A 25323-nucleotide genomic window follows, 5' to 3' on the forward strand; every position below is an offset into this window, starting at 1 on the left:
AAAAATCAAGGCCCTGGATTCCCGCCTACGCGGGAATGACGGGTTTTTCGAGCTTCTCTGCTGTATGAGACCATCGGAACTATAAGGATTAAACAGTTGATGGCCATAGCGTGGAAAAATCTCGGGCTGCTGCTTGAATATCAGTTGCTGAAAATACGGCGGAAATAACAGCCAGCATATCGGCACCCGCGCCGATCAATTCTGGTGCCGATTGCCTGGTAATGCCACCGATGGCGCAGATCGGCACGCCCAATTTCTGCTTGGATTCAATCAATAACGGTATGGAAGCGACCACCGCATCAGGCTTGGTTCTGCTGGGAAAAAATGCACCGAAAGCGACGTAATTCGCCCCCGCCCGCACTGCATCCTGCGCCAGCTCAAATGAGTTATAACACGATGCACCGATAACGGCTTCGGAACCCAGTCGGTCTCTGGCTGCTTTGATTGCACTATCCTCTTTTCCCAAGTGCACGCCGTCGGCGGCTACGGCCTCAGCCAGATCAAGATCATCATTGATCAGAAACAATACCTCGTGTTCGAGTGTCAATGACCGAAGTGCCGAGGCCTCAGCCAGACGCCGTTCCAAGTCGTCGGACTTGTCGCGGTATTGAACGATGCGAGCACCACCGGCAATCGCTTCGGCCACAACACGCACGAGGTCATCTCGTTTGAATTGTACCGTATCGGTAATGACATAAAGGCCGCGTAAACGGTGATGCATGGATATTTCTGCGCGCATCAGTTGTTTCGTCCGCGTAAATTTATCGCGAGTACGGCCGCGCCTTTCAACGCAAGCTCAGAATCGCTAACAACCCACACTGGGATTTGTTTCAGAAGCTCGGAGAAACGGCCTTTATCCAGGAATCCACGCATGAATTCTTGCTGCAAGAACGGCAGAATGTGCCCAGCGATGGCCCCGGCAACAAAAACGCCTCCGAAGGGCAAGGATTTAAGTGCCAGATTACCCGCTTCGGCACCATAAATACGGGCGAACAGTTGACAGGCCCGCACGCTGATGGCGTCGCTGCCCGCGACCGCTTGCTGCGTAATCAGTGCGCTGGGATCACTGACCTGCGCAAATTTTTCAAGCATGTGCGGTGACTCCGGCGCTAATTCTTGATCGCGCACAAAACCATATAAATGATAAAAACCACGCCCGCATAAAATACGTTCGTAACTCACGTGTCCGTTATGGTGGCGGCGCAAATACGCCCAAAGCTCAGATTCAAGCGCATTATTGGGCGCAAAATCAGTGTGACCGCCTTCGGTAGGCATGGGATGGTGTGTAACGCCATCATAATAAAACAATGCCTCGCCGAGGCCGGTGCCAGCGGCAATAACGGCGGCATGTCCCGTCGATTCCATCGCGAATGGATTGAGCGCAACACGGTGCGCGGGTTTGCTGGCAATGGCCGCCGTGCCGCTCGCGACCAGATCATTGGCGAACACGACCGGAACGCCACCGAGTTGTTGTGAAATCGTTCGACTGTCCATGTGCCAGGGCAGATTGGTGGCCTGTACTTTCTGGCTGCCCGGCTCGCCCGTTACCGGGCCTGCGATACCGAAGCCCGCGGCCGTAATTGCCCCCTTGACCAGCGCAGAACGCTCGACTTCGGCCAGAAAATCAGCAAGCAATGTGTCGAATCGATCGGCTGATGCACTCTCGAAGCGTTTCTGGAAAAGAATGTGCCCACTCTCTTCCTCAAACAATGCCAATAACGTCTTCGTGCCGCCGATATCGCCAGCTAAAATCATCCGTCAACCTCCTCGACGCCAACTTCAGGAGCATCCGCCATACCCAACAATGTTTCAAGCGCATCGGTAACATAGTATGCCACCTGATGCGGCGGTAGCTGATAAAACGCGCTCCAGGCCTGGTCACGTACCTCGTCGTAGGGGGGATGATCACCCTGCTGCCCACGACACCAGGCCAATCGAACCGCATGGCCAATCAGCACATCGATAATCAGCGCATCTTGCAATTGCAGGCCGGGATTTTTCTGCGTCACCAACATCAGTGCCTCTAGCGCTTCGATGACAAGATGACGGTATTCCGGTGCAGCAATGCGATTGAGAATATGTTCGACCGTCAGGGCAAAATTCTTTTCTCCGGCAGTGGACTGGCTACGGAGCAATGCGCTGTCCAGAGTGTTGCGCGGATTGTAACGATCGCCGATGACCAATGCAGGCGTGTGTGCCATCAACGTCCATACGCCACTGTAGAACGTGTCTGGCAGGCGGCCGATCGCCCCCTCGATCATACGCCACTGCAACCAATCGGATGCCGTCGACTCGGGATCATCTGCCGCCTGAAACTTCAAACCATCAAAATGTACGGAACCATCTGCCAGACGGATCGATTCGAGCCGTGAAGGACCACCCTGCCATGTCAGTGCGGCTCGCAATTTGCGACTGATCACGCTGGGTGGCTGCTCCATCAACCAATCGAACGCCGCGCTGGGCGCCATGCTCTTTTCGCGCGCGGTCAAGGCAATCAATGTTTGCAACAAAGGTCCGATCCGCAGGGTGATTACATTGTCGAACAGATCTGGTTCCGCACGGATACGCCCACCGAGGTGAACAATCAACTCCTGGGTGAGAATGCGTTCTCGCGGATCATCACCACAGAACTTACGGATTCGTTTTAAAATTTCAAAGTTGGATATCGGGTCTGAAATCAGCGCCTTGCTGGTATAGGAACGCCCTACCGCCAAACGTTTCTGCCGGACCAGCAGATCCATCAATGACACGTCGAGATAGGCGTCAACCTTACCCAGCAATTCGGCACTTCGGCGCATCGCGCCCCAGGCACGCACCTGCTGTGCAAGACGAAACACATCCTCGACCAGTTCGCGCAGTACCCAGGAATGCCCCGAGTGATCAGAGATGGCAACATCCAGATTCTCATGTCGGCTGGCAAGCTCTTGGGCGATTTTCATGCGTTCATCAGGCGAAGCGGGAACGCGCAACAGTTCGACAAGCCGCGCATCGGAATCATCCGCGGTCCAGTTTATTCGCTTACTCCGTTGTAATTCGGCTTCGAGTTTCGGATTCAAACCGCGCGTTTGCGCCCGTACGGCCCAGCCGGTCATTCTTCCGGCCAAACGAATGCGATGACCGCGAGAAACCAAAGCCTCTACTCGATCCAGATGCACCGGCACTCCGAAGATCTCGCCACGCATCACTTCATCGCGAAGGAAGCTCAGCAACACGCCGAAATCGGGAGATTTGAGCATCCATTCGCTGATCATGATGGTCAGAATCGGGCGACCCGGTTGTTGCCAGAACTGATGCAGATACTGAATGGTTGAACGCAGTTCCTGGACTAATATCCCCAGATCCTGAGTCAGATAAAAAATATCCGTATCAAAGAGTTGGGGAACAATAAGCCATTGTTGACCCTCAATTTCATACACTTTGGCAGTGCTCAGACTCAGGATACGACGACGCGGCCGACCACTGAGACCAAGCCGCTCGTTCGCACCCAGATCGACGAGTTTTTCAATCAGCGATCGAACCGATCCGATTCGCACCCTCGATTCACCAAGAAGCGTATGTTGATCGGAGCCCATTTCCACCAATGCCGAATCGACAGCCGGTGTTTCTGCAATCAGTGCAATTGAAACAGCCCGGGTTGTTTCCAGTCCTCGGAGTTGATGCCGACGGTTGATGGGATCAAGATCACTGACATCGATCGCGCCGCAGAGCAACAGTCGGCCGAGCACCCAGAGGCTCTGCGCCCATACAAGGGGTTGGTTGTCATTGGGTGAACGGTCCGTCGAGCCGGGATTGCGCCGCTCTTCCTCGATATCTTCGGGCAAAACAAAATACAGCTCCGGAAGAAGCCAGAGGCCATCGCGCTCGACTGCGGCCCGCATCAACTGCTGGTTTGTGGCCTCTGCCGCTTCATGGTTCCCTGCGAACAGATGATTGATGAGTTGATAGGTGAAAAACAGCGGCCATTCGGATTCGATACCGGCAAAGGTCTCAAGCTCCTCGGGTTCGTAATGCAGCTTCAACTCGTCTTCCAGAACGGTTTGATGACCATCGCGCAGAAAGCGCTTGCAGCCGAACCGGCCGGTCAGTTTCTGACGCACGGCAGTGTCGACGGCTTCTGCTTTCTGCCGATCACGTATGGCGAATGCAGGAAAACCCACAATGGACAACAACGCCGCATCAACTTCTTTGGACCCGGATTCACGCGGCAAAATGGCATTGAGTGTCATTTCGGTCCGGGCGATGTCGTCCGCGAGCACGAACACCCGGCTGTTGTCATCGCCATCACCGCCGAACAGGTCAAATCCGTGCACCGCTTCAAGCGCGGCCAGCACCATGCCGAGCGAACTGGCATTCAATTCACGCTGACCGTGATTGATCTTATTGCCCCGTTCCCAGATACCGAAATCCGGTGTAGCGTAGGCACGCGATAGGTACCAGACCAGATTCTGGATAAAATTGACTTCATCGCGTGTCGCAATGATTTTCAAACCGCTGAGCGTCATTTGCACCAGCATGAGTACAAACAGCGAGGTGGCGTCCAGTTGCAGGTGCCCCCAGGCATCGTCGCCAACGACAGCCAGCCCGGTGGCGGTATCGTATTTGGCATGCAATGCGTCGGTCGGTTGCTGACGAAGCTTGAATCGCTCCACCCGATCAGATTGGCGCATCATTGCGGTCAATAAACCGCGCATGTTTTTGACGGTGGCCTGTTCCAATTCATAGGCGCGGGCATCGGCGCTATCGACGCGACGATAGGCAATGCCCAACCCCCAGGCGGCCAGAATGCTGTACACGTTATCCCGCACCCAGGCATCGGTGTAATCGCCATGCGCATTGACCGCCGTACTGGCTGGCAACAGCCCGCTGATCGGGTGCTGGCGGTTCAGGATATTGATGCGGACTTCTTCAAATAACGCATCGAGATACGCGATTCGATCTGCCGGGTGCACGGTCTGCTTCATGAGGAATTCCTAGTGCCGTGTGGAATCAGGTGGACTAACCGAATCATCTAGCAACAATTGCTCCACATCGACCGCATCGAACCGATAGTTCGCGCCACAAAATTCGCAACGCACCGCCACATAACCCTTCTCGTCGCCATCCCGCTGTGCGGCGTTCAACTCTTCACGACCCAATGAGCGCAGCATGGCACCGACACCCGCGCGTGAGCAACCGCAAAAAAAGCGAACATCCGACAGTTGGGTCAACACCAGTGCGTCCTGATGAAACAGACGATGGAGAATGGTCGGCATGTCCGTGGATTGAAATTCCGCGCGCCCCTGTGGGGTCAGCAAGGTATCGGCCATGATCGACAAGTGTTCAAAATCAGCGTCAGCGGCAGAAGCGCGCACCATCGGGGTGCCACCCTCGCCCGGCACTTGCTGGATGAGGAGCCCCACGGCACGTTCGGAATCGGCACTGAGCACGAGTCGCGTCGGCAACTGCTCCGATTGCCTGAAATAACCTTCCAGCGCTTCGGCGATCTGTGTGCCTTCTATCGGCACCAGAGATTGGTAACGCACGCCTTCATCCGGTTCGATGGTCAACGCGAGCTGACCTGCCCCGAACAGCGTCTGGATGGATTGATCCAACACGTCGCCCACCAGCGATTCGGACCACTGTGCCGTCACGCGGTAACTCAGGTCCGAACGCGCCTGAACCACCAGCAGGGAAACGGGGCCTTCACCGCGAAATTGCAGAATCAGTCGGCCATCGAATTTCAAGGTGGCCACCATCGTCATGGCAGCGGCGACACATTGGCCCAGCAACTGCGCCACTGCTGGCGGATAGTCATGGTGTTCGCCAGCAGCTCGCCAGCTCTCGTCGAGGCTGACCGCAACACCCCGAACTTTGCCGGTGGCAAGACCGAAGCGATAAAGCTGGTCGGCCGTCAGAATCGAACGCTCAGGCAGGGATTCACTCATGAAGAACCCTCCGAAGGACCCAGCCGTGCTTTGAGCACCTCATTGAGCTGTTGGGGATTCGCCTTGCCTTGGGCGGCCTTCATCACCTGACCGACGAAGAACCCAAACAGTTTGTCCTTGCCACTGCGGTATTCGGCAACCTTGCCCGGGTTTGCTGCCAATATCTCGTCAACCATGGCTTCGATCGCCGAACTGTCGGTAATCTGCTTCAAGCCCCGTGCGTCGATAATCGAATCGGCATCGCCCTCACCCGCCCACATGGCATCGAAGACTTCCTTAGCGAGCTTGTTCGACAACGTATTGTCTGCCACACGCAACAAGAGCCCGGCCAATGCATCGGACGATACCGGGCTTTGTTCAATCCCAAGGTTCGCTTTATTGAGCTGGGCGGCCAATGCACCGGTCACCCAGTTGGCACAGAGTTTGGCATCGGCGGCGGCACCCATGCTATTCAGCGTCTGCTCGAAGTACGTCGCAATCGCCCGCGCGCTGGTGAGCACGCCGGCATCATAGGGTGAGAGGCCATAGTCGCTTTGGTATCGGGCGGCCTTGGCATCCGGCAGTTCCGGCAGGCTGGCCTTCCATTCGGCCAACAGAGCCTGGTCGATCACAACGGGCAGTAAGTCCGGATCGGGGAAATAGCGATAATCGTCCGCCGCTTCCTTGGTACGCATCATGCGAGTCTCATCCTTATCCGGATCGTACAGCCGTGTTTGCTGCTGCACCGTACCACCATCTTCGATCAATTCGATCTGACGGGTGATCTCGTAATCGATCGCCCGCTCAAGGAAGCGGAAGGAGTTCACGTTCTTGATTTCCGTGCGCGTACCCAGCTTCGTTTCACCTTTCGGGCGAACGGAAACATTGGCATCCACGCGGAACGAGCCTTCCTGCATGTTGCCGTCACAAATCCCGAGATATTGCACAATCGCATGGACCTTGCGGGCATAGGCCACCGCTTCGGCCGAGGAACGCATTTCCGGCTCGGAGACGATTTCGATCAACGGCGTGCCCGCACGATTCAAGTCGATACCGGTCATGCCCGCAAAATCCTCATGCAGGCTCTTGCCCGCATCTTCTTCTAGATGCGCGCGGGTTAGATTGATCGTCTTGTTGACGGCCTTTTCGCCCTCACCGGTAGTGATTGTGACCGAGCCGCCGCTGACAATCGGCTGTGCCAGCTGACTGATCTGATAGCCCTTGGGCAAATCCGGGTAGAAATAATTCTTGCGATCAAACGTCGATACCGGCGCCACATGCGCACCGATCGCCAAGCCAAATAACGCTGCCATGTGCACCGCTTCGGCATTCAGTACGGGCAAAACACCCGGCAAGCCCAGATCGACCGCACAAGCCTGCACATTCGGTTCGGCACCGAAGGCAGTCGACGCGCCGGAAAATATTTTCGATTTCGTGGCCAGTTGCGCGTGAATCTCAAGCCCGATAACCGTTTCCCATCCGTTCATGCTGCTCATGCTGCACCCTCCCGATAGGCGGCAGGAATCTGTTGATGCCAATCCGTTCGTTGCTGATACTGATGCGCTACGGCCAGCAATCGCCCTTCTGTGAAAGGAGAACCGATCAACTGCATGCCGACAGGGCGGCTGCCGGAAAACCCGACAGGTACGGACATGCCCGGCAGGCCGGCCAGATTGACCGGGATGGTATAGATATCTTCGAGGTACATGGTGGCCGGATCGCTCACGTGCGCACCTAGGTCGAATGCCACCGTGGGTGCGACTGGGCCTGCAATTACATCACAGTCTCTGAATGCGGCTTCAAAATTGGCCGCAATCTGTCGCCGAGCCTTCTGTGCTCGACCATAAAACGCATCGTAATAGCCTGCGGACAGCGCATAGGTGCCAATCAAGATCCGACGCTGTACTTCTTCACCAAAACCTTCCGAACGGCTTCGTTCATAAAGGTCATTCAGATCACGTGGCTCGGCACAACGGTACCCAAAACGCACGCCATCGAAACGCGAGAGGTTCGAAGATGCCTCCGCGGGGGCAATCAGGTAATAAGCAGCCAGTGCCAGTTCCGCATCCGGCAGGTCGATATCAACCCGCTGCGCGCCCATGGATTCGAGTTCGGCAATCGCTGTCTCGATGCGTGCCGCGACGACCGAATCCAACCCGGCGGTAAACCACTGTCTTGGCACACCCAAACGCAATCCGACCAGCGGTTGATCGAGCTCGGTCACATAATCTGGCACGGGCTGGTTCGCCGAAGTGGAGTCGCGCGGATCATGCCCCGCCATGGCTTGCAGCATCAGCGCGCAATCTTCGGCAGAACCGGCCAGCACCCCGCCTTGATCCAAACTTGAGGCATACGCAATCATTCCAAAACGAGAAACTCGGCCATAGGTCGGCTTGATGCCGGTGATACCACAATATGCCGCTGGCTGACGAATAGAACCGCCCGTATCCGTTCCCGTCGCCACGGGAACCAACCGAGCAGCGACTGCGGCGGCCGAACCCCCGGAGGACCCGCCCGGTACTGCCGCATGGTCCCAGGGATTTTTCACCGCACCGAAGGCCGAATTTTCATTGGATGACCCCATGGCGAACTCATCCATATTGGTCTTGCCTAACATTACGGCACCGGCGGTGCTGAGTTTCTGATGAACTGTCGCGTCGTAAGGGGCGACCCAATCACCCAGCATTTTGGAGGCACAGGTCGTGCGCACGCCAGCGGTGCAGAAAATATCCTTATGGGCGTAAGGGATGCCAAGCAATGGTCCGCGCTCACCCGCAGCCAATCGCTGATCGGCCTGGGTCGCCGCGGCCAATGCAAGTTCAGGTGTCGGGGTGATGAAGGCATTGAGCGCGCCATCAAAACGAGTCATTCGATCAAGATAGTACTGAGTCAATTCACGGGCGGAAAACGCACCGGCATCAAGACCGGCTCGTAAATGACTTAACGATTGCAAATAATCAGACACAATTTATTACTCATACAAAAATATAGAACATCTTGGGCGGGCAAGTTTTGCTGCACCAAACCGAAGAGGATTCTTAAGGAGAAGGCATCACCCATTGGGTTTCGCACTCACCTTATAGCGTGTATCTACTCAATGACTTTGGGTACCAGGAACAATCCGCGATCTTTGGCGGGCGCTCCTTTTTGGAGTTGGTCACGCTGGTTGGTTTCGGTTACCGCATCCGCACGCAACGGTTGCTGTTGATCGAGCGGGTGGGCCATGGGGGCCAAGTCATCAAGGCGACTATCCTTGAGTTGTTCTGCGAACGCCAGAATGGCATTGAGATCATGCACCAAAGCAGGGATTTTCGACTCTTCAAGTGCGATGCGTGATAAATGCGCAACGTGTTTCAGTTGCGATGAGTTCAGCGACATATGAATTTCCTGTTCTTAAATCATCATCGGGACATGCGCCATGACACGGGCAAAGGGCACATCTGCGGGCTGATTTGATTTTAACCTGTTTTGCTCACAAGACGGCAGTTGATCCCCGGTACATTTATTGAATTGCGCGTCTGAACACAACGAGAGCAAGCGATTACCAGGCTGCTGAAATACTCATTTCAGCAGCCTGGTAAGGCGGGACATGGATGTCCCGCACGCAAATAAATCACGCAAGTGATTGATTTGTCGCCACCGAATCCGGGGGCGTACCGGATTCGGTGGGGATGAAAAACTCATGGATGAGCTTTTCAGCATCCTCAGTAAGGACCGAAACAGAACCAGTTCAGGCAAATCAAGCACAAATTTGGCGCAAATAGCCACATGATGGCTTGCTGGACAATACACAGATTGGTATTGTATTGCCTCTTTTTACACGGATGTCATGCAGACGAAACGGTTTTAAAAATAAACAAGGGACCAGTCGATTATTTTACGCCACTCCCCACAGGCAAAAGCAATTGATAATCAATCCCTTGAACGACAATGAATCGTCCATTACTCCGACCTTATTAATATAGTTATACCGGTATATTTTATGCTCAAACGTTTCCGCGGCATTTTCTCAACTGACCTCTCCATCGATTTGGGTACGGCCAATACCCTGATTTACGTCAGCGGTCGCGGAATTGTGCTGGATGAGCCGTCGGTCGTGGCTCTGAGAAACGATGGCGGCCAAACCGCCATCCAGGCGTATGGTCTCGAAGCCAAGCAAATGGTCGGACGCACGCCCAAATCCATTCAGGCGGTCCGCCCATTGCGCGATGGCGTAATCGCAGACTTCCACGTGACCGAAAAAATGCTCCAGCATTTCATCAAGAAGGTGCATTCCAGCCACTGGTTTCGCCCGAGCCCTCGTGTATTGGTCTGCGTGCCTGTCGGTGCAACCCAGGTGGAACGCCGCGCTATTCGTGAATCCGTGCTGAGCGCGGGGGCTCGAAAGGCATATATCATCGAAGAACCCATGGCCGCCGCGATTGGTGCCGGCATCAATGTAGATGAGCCACGAGGCTCCATGGTGGTCGACATTGGCGGTGGCACATCGGAAGTCGGTGTGATTTCACTCGACGGCATTGTGTACTCCTCATCGGTGCGTATTGGCGGAGACAAATTCGACGAAAGCATCATCGCGTTCGTGCGTCGTCACTACGGCATTCTTATCGGTGAAGCCACTGCGGAACGAATCAAGAAAGAAATCGGTTCTGCCTATCCAGGGAAAGAACTGCTAGAAATCGACGTCAAGGGGCGCAATCTGGCCGAAGGCGTGCCGCGCAGCTTTACACTAAACAGCAATGAAATCCTCGAAGCGCTGAACGAACCGCTGTACGGCATCGTTCAGGCCGTGCGCACCGCCTTGGAACAAACACCGCCTGAGCTGGGTTCGGATATCGCTGAACGCGGCATCGTGCTTACCGGCGGCGGCGCCCTGCTTCGCGATATCGACAAACTGATCCGCGAAGAAACCGGTTTGCCCGTCGTGATTGCCGAAGATCCGCTCACCTGCGTTGCGCGCGGCGGCGGCAAGGTGCTCGAACTCATCGATCAGCGCCACAGCTCGCTGTTTGCCGCTGAATAACGCCCCAAGCCGTTCGTGACCTTATTCGAGTCACATCGCCCCGGTATTACCAAGCTTTTAATCTTGGTGTTGCTGTCTGTTTTTCTGATGGCGCTGGATCGAGCAGGAAGCTCATGGGTCAAAAACATCAATAGCGGGATTGGCGGCCTGACCGATGGCATTGCCCGTATTGTGCATGCGCCCGCCGTATGGGGAACAAATCTTTCCCTTTTTCTTGAAAGCAAAACAGAACAGGTCAAAAAGATACGCGCGCTTGAAGAGGAGAACCTTCTGCTCAAAGGGCAAATGCAGCAGTTTTTTGATCTACAAACACAATTGAATGAGCTCAGAAAACTACTGCATGGTCAGAGCAAAGAAGTTCCCAACGTTTTGCTGGCTCGTTTGATCGCCGTGAACGACAACCCCGAACAGCGAACATTCACGATCAATCGCGGTATTCGCGATGGCGTCAAACCGGGCCAACCCGTTATTGATGGCCAAGGAATTATTGGGCAGGTTTTAAGAAGTTCGTTGACGGGCGCGGTCGTTCTTGAAGTTGACTCTCGCAGACACGCGCTATCTGTTGCTGTCGGCGACACGGGCTTTGTTGGCATTGTCAAAGGAACCGATCAACGCGAAGCCCTGACCATGAACCGTATTCCCGAACGATTCAATGTCAAAGTCGGCGATCTACTGACCACCTCAGGACTGGACGGCGTGTTCCCTCAGGGTTATCCCGTTGCACGCGTCACTCAGGTTCAGGATGAACGCAGTCAAGCCTTCGTCAACATTACGGCCCGCCCCGTGGCCGACCTTGATCATATCAGCCAGGTATTGGTTCTGACCGATCCACCGGATGCCCCGCCGCCGCCCAACAGCAAGGCTGAACAGGCTTCTGTCGTGTCACTTCCTTCGCAGCGTCTGATAGACACGACCCAAGATACTGAGCCTCGTGCACCAAACTTTCTCCCGCCGAGCTTTAGCACGCCTCCTGTGACTCAGACTCAATCCGGACAGGAGAAACCACATGCGCAATAAATGGGCGATGATCCCGCTCAGCTTGCTGGTGGCTCTCATCCTGACCGTTGAGCCCAGTGTGCCACTGTATCAGCACTATTCACCACAATGGCTGCTGTTGACCGTTCTGTACTGGTGTATTCGAGAACCAAATTCGGTTGGACTCATTGTCGCCTGGATGTCTGGACTGGTTCTGGATGTTGCGAGCGTAGGATTACTAGGGGCGAATGCACTTTTGTTCACCCTAAGCGCGGCCGTGGTGCTCGGTTTAAGGCAGATGCTTTTCTTTACCGGCCCTGTACAGCAGGCACTGTTCGTTGCTGGTTTGAGCGCTATCTACTTGCTGTTGTCACTTTGGATGCAGGGTGGAATTTCCGACCTGACCATGCTTTTGCACAATCTGGTACGCGTAGCGAGCAATCTGGTTGCCTGGCCAATTATCTTGATGGTTTTTCACCTGCTCCGCAGACGATATTGATCAGACATGAAAGACACACAGCCTAATGACCAACCAGCTGAGGCCACAGAATAAGCGCCCAGATCACAGCAGCCATCACTATAGATAGAAAAACTGCAGCCGACCCCATGTCCTTGGCGCGTCCGGATAGTTTGTGCGGATCCAGACCGACGCGGTCCACTACATTCTCAATACCCGTGTTCAAAAGCTCGACGATCAGAATCAGCAGAATGGAGCCAACGAGCATTCCCCTTTCGATTCCTGTTTGCCCCAGATAGAGCCCCAAAGGAATCGCGAACATTGCCAGCCAGATTTCCTGCCGGAACGCCTCTTCCTTGCGATAAGCCACTCGGAAACCTTGCCAGGAATATTTGGCGGCCAGCATGATGCGTTTGATGCCCAGGTTTTCAGATGCCATCAGCCTTTCCTATTCAGCTTGTGCCAGATATTCTTCGGGAGACATCCACTCATCCGGAGAACCTGATGGGTGTATGTGGAGAATCCAACCTGTATCGAACGGATCATCGTTGATCAACTCAGGGGAATCTGAAAGTGCCGAATTCACAGCGATGACGACACCATCAACCGGGCAGATCACATCCGAAGCTGCTTTCACCGATTCCAATGTGGCACAAGCCTGCCCACGCTGAACATGTGAACCGACATCGGGCAATTGGGCGAACACGACATCACCAAGTAACGCTTGTCCCTGTTCGGTTACACCCAGAACAAGCAGATCGTCTTCAAGCAAATACCACTCATGTGTCGGACCATAACGGCGATCAATAGGCACGGTCATGTCAATTTCCTCATCAATAAATCAGGCGAGCAGTCTAACTGTTCCGATACGTCATATGTCTTAAGTGAATTCAATTTATCCAACCGCTCAAGCCTTGATCAGGCTCAACGGCCAATTAATAAATCAAAACACAGGTTCGATAACAAAATAATGAATTAAAGAAATATTTTTATTCAGGGCGAGCCCGATCAATAAAAAAACGCCAAAGATTGGCGTTTTTTTCCGTCGGGATAAAAATACCTACTGAATAGAAAACTTTTTGAGCCGATAAAGAAAGGTGTCGCGAGACAAGTTCAATAATCGAGCCGCTCTACTCTTGTTTCCACCTGTTCGCAGCAGCGCTTGACGCAGCAAATCGGACTCGATGGCTTCGAGATCAACGCCATTTTCCGGCAGATGGAAACGGCGAGTGGTGTTTTCCCTTGAATCAGGACTACGCAATTCATGTGGGAGGTTATCTACATCAACAGATTTGCCCGAGTGCAGGATAACCAAGCGTTCTGCCATATTACGCAATTCACGCACGTTTCCAGGCCAAGGATGTCGTCTGATCACACCACGCGCCTTTGAGGTGAGCCGGGGCATATGCAGTGTGTACCGTTCGGCAAACTCATTCATGAATCGCGCCAGCAACCAATCAATATCACCCTGACGCATCCTAAGTGGGGGTAATTCAATGGGTACGACCTGAAGGCGATAGAATAAATCAGCCCGGAAAAGCCCCTGCTCAACCATCTGAAGCAAATCCCGGTGTGTCGCAGCCACAAGACGAACATCGACTCGTCGGCTTTGAGATTCACCCAGCCCCATCACCTCACCCGTTTCCAGAAAACGAAGCAACTTGGCTTGCACAGGCAAACTCAACTCGGCTATTTCATCAAGAAAAAGTGTCCCGCCATCAGCCGAACGAATTTGACCATCATAATCACACTGAGCGCCCGTGAACGCGCCCCGCTTATGGCCAAACAATTGCGACTCTGCCAAAGCTTCAGAGAAGCTGGCGCAATTGACTGCGACGTATGGTCGAGCCCGACGCCCGGAACCGTCATGCAACGCACGCGCAACGAGTTCCTTGCCGGTACCTGATTCCCCAAGAATCAAGGTAGTCGCCTCGGTCGCAGCGACAATTTGAACGCTTCGCAGGACCGATTCGAACACGGGCGATTGAGTCCAAATCTGCGTGAACAAAGAATGATCTTTCATGCCATACCCACACCAATTTTGTTTAAGAAATTATACATTGTGGCGCGACAGTTTACTGGCTAATGACTCAAAACGACCTCGATGGCGGCCTTGTTATCAAGGATGCGAATGGCAATGTGCTGCACGATGGCGACACCGTAACGGTTATAAAGGATCTGAAAGTCAAGGGCTCATCCCTTGTGGTCAAGGTTGGTACCAAAGTTAAGAATATTCGCTTAGTCGAAGGCGACCACGGTATCGATTGCAAGATCGACGGCATCGGAGCAATGGGCCTCAAATCCGAATTCGTCAAAAAGTCCTGACAAATCAAAAACAAAACTGGAGGACTCGCTATTTTGGCGAGCCATTAATCAAAGACGTGAGCTTGGCGATGACGTTTTTACTGTGGTCATCTGGATCAACATCCATGAATTTTGCAGCCAAGCGTCCATCCGGACTGATGATGAAGGTATGCCGTTTGGCAAATTTCATCATCCCGAGAATGGAAAACAGCGAATCATACTCTTGGGCCGTCGCGCCATCGTCATCTGCAAGCAAGGTAAATGGGAGATGGTATTTTTTCGCAAATCGTGCGTGGCTATCGATGCTGTCTTCACTAATGCCAACTACCACGGCGCCCATACTCTGAATGGTGGCAATGTCATCGCGGAAGGTACACGCTTCGGTCGTACAACCCGGTGTCTCATCCTTGGGATAAAAATAAAGCACCAACCACTTTCCGCGATAATCGGCAAGCGAATGCATGACTCCTTTTTGGTCAGGTAAATTAAACGATGGTGCAGTCTCGCCGACCTTTAATGCTGCAAGAACAGCACCAGACCAGGCCAGACTCAAAACCATAATCAATGAGGACAGCAAAAGCAGACCTGATTTCATCCTTCATCACCCCAACTAACTAGATACTGATCATCCACAGGCATTCGGTTGTGATCACACTGCTCAAGCAGTTCTAATCCAAGCTGCATGCTCATCTTCCACATCAAATATAGACCTAAATCCCACCGGAACAAGGTTTGCAAAAAAATTGGTCATGGTATAATCCACCCTGCCTAAGTCGGCCAATTGTAAAAAAGGAAAACAACATGTCCGTGATTAAAGAGTTCAAAGAATTTGCCATGAAAGGCAACGTGATTGATATGGCGGTCGGCATCATCATCGGCGCTGCATTCGGGAAGATCGTATCCTCATTGGTCAGCGATATCATCATGCCACCGATTGGTGTGCTGATCGGTGGCGTGGATTTCAGTAAACTAAATTTCGTTATCCAGGCTGCACACGACAAGGTGCCCGAAGTTGCCATCCGCTACGGACAATTCATTCAGACGGCACTGGACTTCACCATCGTCGCCTTCGCCATTTTCATGGCATTGAAAGTCATTAATAAACTCAAGCGCCCTGAACCCGAGGCTAAACCTGCAGAACCAGCTGCACCTCCGGCAGATGTCCAGCTACTGACCGAAATTCGTGATCTGTTGAAAAACAAGGCCGATTGAAGTTCGGCAAGACAGGGGTTCGGTTCGACTTCTTGCTCAACACTTTTTTCAGGGAGTCGGACTGGGCCACCGTTGATCGATTTCGTCAATTTTCTTCATAAGAGAATCGGGCAACGTGCAGTTGGCCGCGCCGATGTTTTCGGTCAGCTGTTCTTCATCCGTTGCACCGATAATCACCGATGTTGTAAATGATTTTTGCAGAATAAATGCGATTGCCATTTGCGCCGGCGATAGCCCGTGCTCTTGCGCCAATTCGAGATAGGCCTGTACGGCTTCGTGGACATTAGGCTTCGCATAGCGTTGGCCGAAACCCGGAAATTCCGTCATTCGTCCAGCCGAATTCGGATTCATTGCATACTTTCCAGTTAGCAATCCGAATGCCAATGGGCTGTATGCCAACAGACCGATACCCGTTCTTTGGCTTACTTCTGCCAGACCATCCATTTCGAAACGTCGGTTCAACAGATTAAATGCATTCTGAATACTGACCACATGAGACAAGCCCAGCCGCTCGGCTGCCGACTCAAAGGACATCACGCCCCAGGGTGTTTCGTTGGAAAGGCCGATCGCACGTATCTTTCCGGCTTCAACCAGACGGGAAAGCGATTGAAGTTGATGTTCTACCGATTCAGCTTCTCGCTCACGACGGCTGTCGTAGTAGCGATCGCCAAACAATGGAACATTTCGTTCCGGCCAATGGATTTGATACAGATCGATGTAATCGGTCTGTAAACGCTTGAGACTGCTCTCAACCGCCGACTGGATATGTTCAGCATTTACGCGCGGCCCACCACGCATCCATTCCATACCACGCCCGGGACCGGCAATTTTTGAGGCTAAAACCACAGAATCACGCCGCTGCCCAGCCAGCCAGGTTCCAACGAACGATTCTGACCTACCCTGTGTTTGCGCCCGAGCCGGTACAGGGTACATTTCTGCGGTGTCGATGAAGTTGATCCCAGAGGAAAAAGCCAAATCGAGTTGCCGATGGGCCTCTGCTTCTGTATTTTGCTGACCAAAGGTCATTGTGCCGAGGCAAATAGTGCTTACTTTGATATTCGAACGCCCTAATGTTCTAAGTTCCACCGGCTGAGTTCCTCCTTTGAGATAATTGAGGCTTTTGGCCTGATTTTGTGGCTTTTACGCGCCAAGAATCATGATTAGACAGGTAGTCAAACCCGTAAGAAATTGCCTGCAGCATGTCACACTGAATTTGATGTAGCCTTGTCAAAATTGATATTCAGTTAAATTATTAAACCCTAAACATAGCACACGGACCAGACTCAACCAGCTGGTTAAGCCCGCCCTACACACAGGAGATTCCAATCATGCAAGAACCCGCAACTCAAATTTGCGCTGTGCATCAAGAGCTTATCGCTTCGGTGGCTGCCAGCAGACAAAACGACACACTATCGGAGGCCACCACTGCGCTCATCGAGCAATACCACAATGATGGTTGGGTAAAACTCGCACACGTGCTCAATACTTGGCTTAATGGGGCTGAGCCGGATCTGGCGCTGCTGGATGAAGAAGACCAAGAAATCATAAGGGGCATTGAGCACGCTACACGCCATCCTGAGTGGCTTGACTCTCTACCCGAAAAGGCTCGCGAAGAAGCAGCGCAGGGCATCGCTCAACTGATTTTCGCAGCGACTTGGGGTGATCACAGTGCGCTGGACGTGCTGTCGAACATGCGGGAAGCGGCACAAGACGCCGGTGTCGAGCAATCGGCGGCACATGCTTTTGTAGCCATCGTGGAAGGCGAACGGGATGCCAAATCCATTGAGCATCAATATTCAAAAGCAGATCCGCTGTTAGTTCATCTGGTCATCGAACGCTTAAAAATCCTGGAAAGCGAATAGACACATTAATCTTGGCGATAACCAATTTTTTGTGCGACTCCCACCCGCGATGCCGTGAATAATCAGACAAATATCGACAATGATTTTTTGTACATTCTTCTGAGCATCGGATCGCTCACGGAATCAGGAAATGCGCGATGGGTACCGGTTTGGCCACACCGTAACCCTGATGATAGTAAACGCCGATTTGCCTTAGTGTTTCCATCTGATCGATGTTCTCAACGAACTCGGCAACGGTAATCGTGTTCATTTCAAACGCGATGGCCTGAATGGATTCGACGATGGCCCGATCAATTCGGGACTCGGTAATATGGCGCACAAACTCCCCATCGATCTTGAGGTAATCAAAGGGAAAGCGCTTGAGGTAGGAGAAGGTCGACAGGCCAGTACCGAAATCATCCAGCGATATCTTGCAACCGAGTTCTTTGATGCCAAGAACGGCCTGTCTGGCCAGTTTTGTATCGGCAATCACCATGGTTTCGGTGATCTCAAAACAGATCTGCTCCGCACGGCAACCGCATGATTTAAGTTGCTGTTCTATCTCGTGAATCAAATTGGGATCAGCCAAACTGGCACCGGATAAGTTAATCGACACCTTGCTGATTTCAGCCCGCCAAGGGGACTGGGCCAGTTGCTCCAACGCAGATCGCATGACCCACAGATCGATCGCGGTCATCAGTCCATAACGCTCCGCAATCGGCAGGAACTCAGAGGGTGGCAGCACATTTTCATCAGCGTCTTGCCAGCGCAACAACACTTCGAACGCCTTGACATCCGGATGGCGAGTATCGCGAATGGTTTGAGCAAACAGGATGAACTGTCCCGCCTGCGTATCGCCGACCAGTGCGGCTCGCATGCGCTGCACCCAGGTCAATTCCTGCACTCGATGACTGAGCAGGCTGTCCAGATTGTCTTCAACATGAACCAACTGATTCCGATCAGCCAGAGACAATTGGCACCCCGCAAGCACCGCAGAAGTCAGCAAACCCAAATCGCGCGTTTGAGCCAGATTGAACACCGTAAAACCAGCCTGCAGATAACGGGCGCCCGCGCCCATTTTTTTCCATTCAAACTCGATGCGATCCTTGAGTTTCTGAGCCACATCGGCGCCGCGCATACCCATAACCGCAGATGTCAGACACAGAATGAATACCCCCGGACGAACACGAGAGGCATAATCAGAGAGCTTTTCCTTTCTCAAAATCTGGCTCAAACGCAACTCGACCTGATTACTTTCTTCATGCCCCATCAAGGCATCAATCTGCTCAAGCTCGGGGATATGCACGCCGATGACAATCATCGGTTGCATTGCACCTGTCCTATCTTTGGGCCAGGCTTGAAGCCGTTGAGATAACCCCATGTCGTTTTGCAAGCCGGTCAATGGATCAATCAACAACTGCCGGGCCAGCGACTTCTCCGACAGGCGGTACGCTTGAACCATCTCGGTGGATATCACCGCCAGCAGAGCCGCAATGAAAATCAGTGCCTGATCGCCCAGCAACATAGAGGCATTGTATCCATGCAACAAATTGATGTGCGCATTGAACCAGGTCCAGACCAGAATATAAAAAGCGATTGAAAAACGGGCGATCCGGATGGGCATGGTATGTGCTGCAAGCGCAAGAACGACCAAACCAAGCAGGCTGCCTGCATTGAACTCCAGATTGCCCCAGTGTCGAAGTGCAGCCATGATGACCAGAGTTGACACGGCGACGGACAACCACACACCAATAAAAACACGTCGACTGAAACAAGCTTTCAACTCATTAAACGCTTGCCCGCAACCTTCATGCAGACAACTCATGACCAGCGGGGTCAGTGCCAGAAAGGCAATGGATTGTGAAAACCAGAACAGGCCAATAGTCTGGTAATCATCGACCCATGCGGAGTTTTGCCAGATTCCCAACGCAGTAATCAAACTGGCCATCACGAGGGAAGCCGTGGGAATGCCCAATAATCGACGACCGTACGGGCTACTGATGGTCGCCAGCATGTAGCGTCGGAACATCAGCAAAAGCGCCAGACTCAATACAAGTGCGATCGCGCCGAACAGCGACTGCACCAGCGTCAACCCGATAAAGAACAGGTTCCAGACGGCAACTGTCAACGCCAACGGGACGAGCAGACCATAGCCCCACATGAGTACAAAACCCAAAGCAAATGCATTGGCAGGCCAGATGGCATAAAACCCATCGGCATCCAACGAGGGGAACAACAAGACGGTCAGTGCGGCTACCATCAGCCAGACTGCGCTGACAAATCCACCTCGTTTGACCTGCGTCATTAAGTCAGGGGCATCCTGCGGCTCTGAAGAGACAAACAAGTTCATTGACGAATCCGTATCAAGAAAATAGGGCGTAGCACTATCTTACCGATAATCCACAGATTAGTGGCGCCAATTCCAAGTCAAGGGCACAATAGTTAACCATACTAAAGAACGTTTCATTGTTCCGGCTTCCGTCTACCCGAATTGGTCTAGTCATTCAGGGTATCCATGAGATCAACCTTATGCCGAAATCCGCACCTTTTCAGGCACCACCGGACACCCTGGACCGATTACCGGTCAGCGTTCTCATTCTGCTCAAAGAACAGATCATCTATGCCAATCCTGCCGCCCTCTCTCTTTTACAGGCAGACGCCCCGGAACAGGTGCTAGGCCACAGCGTTGAAGATTTTCTTCATCCTCTAGACTATCAACGGGTCATGGCTCGGATTCGCCGGGCAGAACGAACCCAGTTCACCAACCCGCCCACCGAATATCGAATCTACACCTGTACGCGTGAATTACGAATCATTGGAATGATGAGTACGACGTACATGATTGATGGTCAACCGGGCCTGCTTGCGGCCTTCATGGACATGACCGAACGTTCCGTTATTGAACAGCGGCTTCGCGAATCGGACGAGCAGTTCCACCGCATGATGAACACCATGCAGGATGTTTTTTATCGCACGGATGCAGAAGGCATAACCCGTTTTGTCTGCCCTGCGGTCAAAGAAATACTTGGCTACACGGCAAGTGAAATCATCGGACGGCCAGCCTCCGATTTTTATCCCAACCCGCATGATCGAGAAAATCTTAAAAAGGCAATACTGGGACATGGTTTTGTTCGCGACTTCCCGGGTCAAATGCGGCGCAAGGATGGCCGCATTATCGATATATCCATCAGCAGCACAGTCATTCTGGACGAAGAAGGCAAATATGCGGGCGTCGAGGGCATCTGGCGCGACATTACCGAGCGAATGCAACTCGAGCGCGAACTGGAGCGGCTTGCCACCACTGATGAATTAACCGGCATCGCTAATCGCCGCCAGATTCTCCAACAACTGGATCACGCGTACAAACGCTTCATCCGACTGAATCACTCGCTCGTGGTGTTCATTCTTGATTTGGACTTCTTCAAAAACGTAAACGACCAATATGGCCATGTTTCAGGAGATATTCTGCTCAAGGAGTTCATCGCTCGGGTTCAGCAGCAAATTCGGGAAATCGACTACTTGGGGCGTTTAGGCGGGGAAGAATTTTTGTTGATTCTGGATGAAACCAGCAAAGAAACAGCCGAACAAATAGGGCAACGTATCCTGCAGGTCGTTCGGCAGACGCCATTCGATCTTGGCGCCGGAGTCAGCGTTACCATAACTGTGAGCATTGGCGCCACCTCTGCTTGCCACAAGGATGCCAAGATAACCGAACTACTCGAACATGCAGATAAAGCACTTTATGCGGCAAAAGACAGTGGACGTAACAAAATTTGCTGGTACTGCGAGCAAACCAGCTGATACGCACCCTACCAATGAATCAGGCGAATCTACCGGCGCAGTTCATCGGCCACGTGGTAAACCGGATCTTCTTTGATATTGACCTCGACCAAGTCACCGGCTTTTTTCAGTAAGCCACGACACTCGGGCGATAAGTGACGCAAATGCAGGGTTTTATTCACACTGCGATATTTCTCGGCCAGGCTATCGATGGCCTCCAATGCAGAGTGATCCACCACTTTAGATTCCGCGAAATCAAGATAGACCTCGTCCGGGTCGGAACGAAAATCAAAGGACTCGGAAAACTTGGCCGTGGAAGCGAAAAATAACGGGCCTTTGATCCGGTACACCTTCACGCCGTCTTCATTAATGCTTGAGTCGATTTTCAAGTCACCTGCGTGCTCCCAGGCAAACATTAACGCAGAAACAATCACGCCGGTGATCACGGCAATGGCCAAGTCGGTAAATACGGTTACAGCCGCAACCAGCAAACCCACAAAAATATCTTTTTTCGGCACCTTGCCAAAAAGGTTGATAGAGCCCCACTCAAAAGTACCGATCACCACCATGAACATGATTCCGACCAGAGTGGCGATGGGAATCTGCTCGATCAGAGGCGAAAGAAACAATATAAACAAGATGAGAAACGAACCCGCCGCAATGCCTGAAAGGCGCCCTCGCCCGCCGGATTCGACGTTGATCATGGTTTGACCGACCATGGCACAACCGCCCATGCCGCCGAAAAAACCGCAGGTCATATTGCCAATGCCTTGCGCCACGCATTCACGATTCGGTTGGCCGCGTGTTTCGGTCAGATCATCGACCAATTGCAACGTGAGCAGTGATTCAATCAAACCCACACCGGCCAAGACCAACGAAAACGGGAGCACGGTGATAAACGCATCCCATGTGAGCGGGAAGTCGGGAATATGAAAGCTCGGCAGACTACCGGCAATTGAGGACAGATCACCCACCGTTTTGGTATCGAAAATCGGGGACAACTGTCCCAAGCCGATTGTAATGAGTGTGGTTACGATAATGGCCAACAGCGCGGCGGGAAATGCGCGGGTGATTTTCGGGAAAAAATGCGTAATCACCATCGTGAGCGCAACCAACCCGAGCATGATCCACAACGGCTGCCCCACAATCCAGTGCATCTGGCCATCGGCGCCCTTTTCTTTGAAATGCGGCAACTGGGCAAGGAAAATGACAATCGCCAAGCCATTGACGAAACCAAGAAACACGGGATACGGCACAATACGAATGTATTTACCCAGTCTGAACGCACCGACCAGGATTTGAATTACGCCCATCAAAATCAAGGCGGCCAGCAGATACTGCACACCATGGGTCACGACCAACCCCACAATCACCACAGCGGTTGCGCCGGTCGCGCCGGAAATCATCCCTGGGCGCCCACCAAATATCGCCGATGCCAATGCCATGATGAAGGCGGCATAAAGCCCCATTAGCGGGTTTACATGAGCAATAAGCGCAAAGGCAAGTGCCTCCGGCACCAAAGCGAGCGCAACGGTCAAGCCGGAAAGCACATCTTGCCGGGCATTGGCGGGTGTGTTTTTAGCGAAAAAATGAAACATGGTTTACCTGAATTGGCTTGTTGATTGGATTTCTAATTCAATTTTAGTGAGCTAAATGACAACGTGTTGAAGATGACCGCTATCGATCGGAACTTTTCAACTACATTGGTCCGCCTCCCAAGCCTGCCGATAACGAATCACTTGTTGGGTCAGCGGTTCTGAAGCAAGGTCACTGCCCTCACCTCGTGCCGCATGTTCCATGTGCTGGAACCGCCTAATAAATTTTTGATTGGTCGCTTCAAGTGCTGCCGCCGGATCAATCTCTAAACGCCGTGCCAGATTGGTCAGTGCAAACAGCACATCACCCAGTTCTTCGAAGATATTGGCTGCATCCTGATGATCCAACCCTTGTTCGAGTTCCAAGAGTTCTTCATGAATTTTTCGGCGAATATCACTTATCTGCGGCCAATCGAACCCGACCGCCGCCGCCTTGGCCTGCAACTGAATTGCACGTTCAAAGGCAGACAGGAACTCGGGCACATCAGCCAGCGCGGAACCCAAAGAAGCAGAACCCAGGTCGGAACCTAGGGCGGAATGTTGGGTCATGCGCTCACCTGAGCCAAGGCAGCCAAGCCGCCTTGATCGGCATGGTATGACGAACGTACCATCGGGCCGCTGGCCACATGGGTGAAACCCATGGCTTCGGCTTCGTGCCCCAACGCGGCAAATTGCTCGGGTGTGACAAAACGGTCAACCGGCAAATGATTGCGCGAGGGCTGAAGGTATTGCCCCAAGGTCAACATGTCAATGTTACGGGCGCGCATGTCGCGCAAGACTTCCCGCAGTTGGTCGTCGGTTTCCCCCAAGCCCAGCATCAGGCCGGATTTGGTCGGTACATCGGGACAGCGTTCCTTCATCGCCGCAAGCAGGTTCAGCGACCCGATGTAATCCGCACCCGGCCGTGCTGCACGATACAACCCAGGTACGGTTTCAAGGTTATGGTTGAACACATCCGGCGGGTCTGCAGCCAGAATATCGAGTGCAATCGCTTCTCGGCCACGGAAGTCCGGGGTAAGAATTTCGATGGTGAGATTCGGACAACGAGAACGCAGCGCACGGATGACGGCCGCGAAGTGCCCTGCCCCGCCATCACGCAGATCGTCCCGATCGACCGAGGTAATGACGACGTAAGACAACCCCATTGCCGCGACTGTTTCAGCCAGACGAGCCGGTTCTTCCGCATCCACAGGGCGGGGCTTGCCATGCGCCACATCGCAAAACGGGCAACGACGGGTGCAAATATCACCCAAAATCATGAATGTAGCCGTTCCGCCCGCAAAGCACTCACCCAAGTTCGGGCAATTGGCCTCTTCACAGACCGTATGCAACCCCTGGTCACGCAAAACTTTTTTTAACCGCTGAACTTCTGCCCCACCCTGCGACTTGGCACGGATCCATGCGGGTTTGCGTGGCATCTCCTTCGTGGGTTCGATCTTGACCGGGATGCGCGACACTTTCTGGGCGGAACGCATTTCCGGTGTCGGGGGCGAATAGGTGAGCGGCTTTTCGGCGCTAAGCTGAATTGTGGCGCGTTCGGATTGAGATTGTTCGGACATGGGTTTTCAAACCTGATCAGATGACTGGAACCCGGTCTGACTTACGCCATTGGGGACTGTTCCAGTAGTATTTTTTGTAAACCTAACACAATTGAGCGGCCTGCTTGACGGTAATCAGGCAATTCATCGGTTTTGATCTTCGCGCAACGACGCAGGTCGGTCACCGGCAAATTTGCCATGCCGCAGGGATTGATTCGCGCGAAGGGTGCCAGATCAACGTCCAGATTTAACGACAGGCCATGGTAGCAACGCCCTTGGCGAACTTTGAGCCCGAGCGCGGCAATTTTAGCACCGTTCACATAAACGCCGGGCGCTCCTGAAAGCCGCTCTGCATGAACCTCGAATGTCGCGAGATATTCAATGACGACTTGCTCAAGCACCGTGACCCATTCACGCACACCAACTCCGGCACGCTTGAGATCGACCAGGGTATAAACCACCAATTGCCCCGGACCATGATAAGTAACCTGCCCGCCTCGATCAGTTTGTACGACCGGTATATTACCGGGATCAAGTACGTGCCGGGGCTGTCCATTCAAACCCTGTGTAAAAACTGGGCGGTGGCTCAGCACCCAGAACTCATCTTCAGTATGTGGTTGGCGTGATTGAGTAAACGACTGCATTTTCGCTAGAAGAACGGCGTAATCGCAATCGATACCGTAGTCAATCAAGGACAT

24 protein-coding genes are annotated in these 25323 nt (G+C 53.0%); 7 read left to right on the forward strand and 17 right to left on the reverse strand.

The window, feature by feature from the left end; genetic code table 11:
• Nucleotides 1-88: 88 nt before the first annotated feature.
• From thiE to gatC, 7 genes are all read right to left on the reverse strand, one after another.
• Nucleotides 89-739 (reverse strand): thiamine phosphate synthase, encoded by a 651-nt coding sequence (gene thiE / locus HNEAP_RS06230; RefSeq protein ID WP_012824110.1) that lies wholly within the window; start codon nucleotides 737-739, stop codon nucleotides 89-91.
• Nucleotides 739-1755, reverse strand: a complete 1017-nt coding sequence (gene glk, locus HNEAP_RS06235) for a glucokinase (RefSeq protein ID WP_012824111.1) — start codon at nucleotides 1753-1755, stop codon at nucleotides 739-741. The genes thiE and glk overlap by 1 nt, the downstream gene beginning before the upstream one ends.
• Nucleotides 1752-4961, reverse strand: a complete 3210-nt coding sequence (locus HNEAP_RS06240; protein ID WP_012824112.1) for a phosphorylase b kinase regulatory subunit alpha/beta — start codon at nucleotides 4959-4961, stop codon at nucleotides 1752-1754. Before HNEAP_RS06240 ends, glk begins: the two co-directional genes overlap by 4 nt.
• Nucleotides 4962-4970: 9 nt before the next feature.
• Nucleotides 4971-5924 (reverse strand): Hsp33 family molecular chaperone HslO, encoded by a 954-nt coding sequence (hslO, locus tag HNEAP_RS06245; RefSeq protein WP_012824113.1) that lies wholly within the window; start codon nucleotides 5922-5924, stop codon nucleotides 4971-4973.
• Nucleotides 5921-7399 (reverse strand): Asp-tRNA(Asn)/Glu-tRNA(Gln) amidotransferase subunit GatB, encoded by a 1479-nt coding sequence (gatB, locus tag HNEAP_RS06250; RefSeq protein WP_012824114.1) that lies wholly within the window; start codon nucleotides 7397-7399, stop codon nucleotides 5921-5923. Before gatB ends, hslO begins: the two co-directional genes overlap by 4 nt.
• Complete coding sequence (gatA, locus tag HNEAP_RS06255) at nucleotides 7396-8868, reverse strand: Asp-tRNA(Asn)/Glu-tRNA(Gln) amidotransferase subunit GatA (protein WP_012824115.1); 1473 nt, start codon at nucleotides 8866-8868, stop codon at nucleotides 7396-7398. Before gatA ends, gatB begins: the two co-directional genes overlap by 4 nt.
• A gap of 125 nt (nucleotides 8869-8993) precedes the next feature.
• The gene (gene gatC, locus HNEAP_RS06260; protein ID WP_012824117.1) at nucleotides 8994-9281 is read right to left on the reverse strand and encodes an Asp-tRNA(Asn)/Glu-tRNA(Gln) amidotransferase subunit GatC; all 288 of its coding nucleotides are present in this window, start codon (nucleotides 9279-9281) and stop codon (nucleotides 8994-8996) included.
• Nucleotides 9282-9885: 604 nt separating this feature from the next.
• Between gatC and HNEAP_RS06265 the strand changes: the two genes are divergently transcribed.
• The 3 genes from HNEAP_RS06265 to mreD are packed head-to-tail and all read left to right on the forward strand — an operon-like array spanning nucleotide 9886 to nucleotide 12397.
• Nucleotides 9886-10923, forward strand: coding sequence for a rod shape-determining protein (locus HNEAP_RS06265; protein ID WP_012824118.1), 1038 nt, complete (start codon nucleotides 9886-9888; stop codon nucleotides 10921-10923).
• 15 nt (nucleotides 10924-10938) lie between these two features.
• On the forward strand, nucleotides 10939-11940 hold the full coding sequence (gene mreC, locus HNEAP_RS06270; protein ID WP_012824119.1) for a rod shape-determining protein MreC: 1002 nt from the start codon (nucleotides 10939-10941) through the stop codon (nucleotides 11938-11940).
• Nucleotides 11930-12397: a rod shape-determining protein MreD gene (gene mreD / locus HNEAP_RS06275; protein ID WP_012824120.1), complete on the forward strand. Its 468-nt coding sequence runs from the start codon at nucleotides 11930-11932 to the stop codon at nucleotides 12395-12397. The genes mreC and mreD overlap by 11 nt, the downstream gene beginning before the upstream one ends.
• A 22-nt stretch (nucleotides 12398-12419) precedes the next feature.
• Here mreD and HNEAP_RS06280 read toward each other — a convergent pair whose 3' ends face one another.
• From HNEAP_RS06280 to HNEAP_RS06290, 3 genes are all read right to left on the reverse strand, one after another.
• Nucleotides 12420-12794 carry a diacylglycerol kinase gene (locus HNEAP_RS06280; protein WP_012824121.1) on the reverse strand — a complete coding sequence of 125 codons (375 nt, stop codon included), beginning with the start codon at nucleotides 12792-12794 and terminating at the stop codon, nucleotides 12420-12422.
• Nucleotides 12795-12803: 9 nt separating this feature from the next.
• Nucleotides 12804-13175, reverse strand: coding sequence for a glycine cleavage system protein GcvH (gcvH, locus tag HNEAP_RS06285; RefSeq protein WP_012824122.1), 372 nt, complete (start codon nucleotides 13173-13175; stop codon nucleotides 12804-12806).
• A gap of 240 nt (nucleotides 13176-13415) precedes the next feature.
• Complete coding sequence (locus HNEAP_RS06290; RefSeq protein ID WP_012824123.1) at nucleotides 13416-14378, reverse strand: sigma-54 interaction domain-containing protein; 963 nt, start codon at nucleotides 14376-14378, stop codon at nucleotides 13416-13418.
• Between the two features lie 62 nt (nucleotides 14379-14440).
• Between HNEAP_RS06290 and HNEAP_RS06295 the strand changes: the two genes are divergently transcribed.
• A complete protein-coding gene (locus HNEAP_RS06295) occupies nucleotides 14441-14680 on the forward strand; it encodes a zinc ribbon domain-containing protein YjdM (protein ID WP_012824124.1) in 240 nt (79 codons plus the stop codon).
• A gap of 28 nt (nucleotides 14681-14708) precedes the next feature.
• Here HNEAP_RS06295 and HNEAP_RS06300 read toward each other — a convergent pair whose 3' ends face one another.
• Nucleotides 14709-15218, reverse strand: coding sequence for a peroxiredoxin (locus HNEAP_RS06300; RefSeq protein WP_419185607.1), 510 nt, complete (start codon nucleotides 15216-15218; stop codon nucleotides 14709-14711).
• Nucleotides 15219-15460: 242 nt separating this feature from the next.
• Between HNEAP_RS06300 and mscL the strand changes: the two genes are divergently transcribed.
• A complete protein-coding gene (gene mscL, locus HNEAP_RS06305) occupies nucleotides 15461-15871 on the forward strand; it encodes a large-conductance mechanosensitive channel protein MscL (RefSeq protein WP_012824126.1) in 411 nt (136 codons plus the stop codon).
• A 48-nt stretch (nucleotides 15872-15919) separates the two neighbouring features.
• Here the strand turns inward: mscL and HNEAP_RS06310 are convergent, their stop codons facing one another.
• On the reverse strand, nucleotides 15920-16957 hold the full coding sequence (locus tag HNEAP_RS06310) for an aldo/keto reductase (protein WP_012824127.1): 1038 nt from the start codon (nucleotides 16955-16957) through the stop codon (nucleotides 15920-15922).
• 242 nt (nucleotides 16958-17199) lie between these two features.
• Between HNEAP_RS06310 and HNEAP_RS06315 the strand changes: the two genes are divergently transcribed.
• Nucleotides 17200-17733, forward strand: a complete 534-nt coding sequence (locus HNEAP_RS06315) for a hypothetical protein (protein ID WP_012824128.1) — start codon at nucleotides 17200-17202, stop codon at nucleotides 17731-17733.
• Between the two features lie 115 nt (nucleotides 17734-17848).
• On the opposite strand, the gene HNEAP_RS12250 is transcribed toward HNEAP_RS06315, so the two are convergent.
• Nucleotides 17849-20062: a sensor domain-containing phosphodiesterase gene (locus tag HNEAP_RS12250; RefSeq protein WP_012824129.1), complete on the reverse strand. Its 2214-nt coding sequence runs from the start codon at nucleotides 20060-20062 to the stop codon at nucleotides 17849-17851.
• Nucleotides 20063-20241: 179 nt separating this feature from the next.
• Between HNEAP_RS12250 and HNEAP_RS06325 the strand changes: the two genes are divergently transcribed.
• On the forward strand, nucleotides 20242-21513 hold the full coding sequence (locus tag HNEAP_RS06325; protein WP_012824130.1) for a GGDEF domain-containing protein: 1272 nt from the start codon (nucleotides 20242-20244) through the stop codon (nucleotides 21511-21513).
• Nucleotides 21514-21542: 29 nt separating this feature from the next.
• Here HNEAP_RS06325 and HNEAP_RS06330 read toward each other — a convergent pair whose 3' ends face one another.
• The 4 genes from HNEAP_RS06330 to lipB form a co-directional block, all read right to left on the reverse strand.
• Nucleotides 21543-23090, reverse strand: coding sequence for a SulP family inorganic anion transporter (locus HNEAP_RS06330; RefSeq protein ID WP_012824131.1), 1548 nt, complete (start codon nucleotides 23088-23090; stop codon nucleotides 21543-21545).
• A 96-nt stretch (nucleotides 23091-23186) separates the two neighbouring features.
• A complete protein-coding gene (locus HNEAP_RS06335) occupies nucleotides 23187-23636 on the reverse strand; it encodes a MazG nucleotide pyrophosphohydrolase domain-containing protein (protein ID WP_012824132.1) in 450 nt (149 codons plus the stop codon).
• Nucleotides 23633-24562, reverse strand: coding sequence for a lipoyl synthase (lipA, locus tag HNEAP_RS06340; protein ID WP_041600812.1), 930 nt, complete (start codon nucleotides 24560-24562; stop codon nucleotides 23633-23635). The genes HNEAP_RS06335 and lipA overlap by 4 nt, the downstream gene beginning before the upstream one ends.
• A 125-nt stretch (nucleotides 24563-24687) precedes the next feature.
• Nucleotides 24688-25323, reverse strand: coding sequence for a lipoyl(octanoyl) transferase LipB (lipB, locus tag HNEAP_RS06345; RefSeq protein WP_012824134.1), 636 nt, complete (start codon nucleotides 25321-25323; stop codon nucleotides 24688-24690).

Source organism: Halothiobacillus neapolitanus c2, from assembly GCF_000024765.1.
GTDB classification, from domain to species: Bacteria; Pseudomonadota; Gammaproteobacteria; order Halothiobacillales; family Halothiobacillaceae; genus Halothiobacillus; species Halothiobacillus neapolitanus.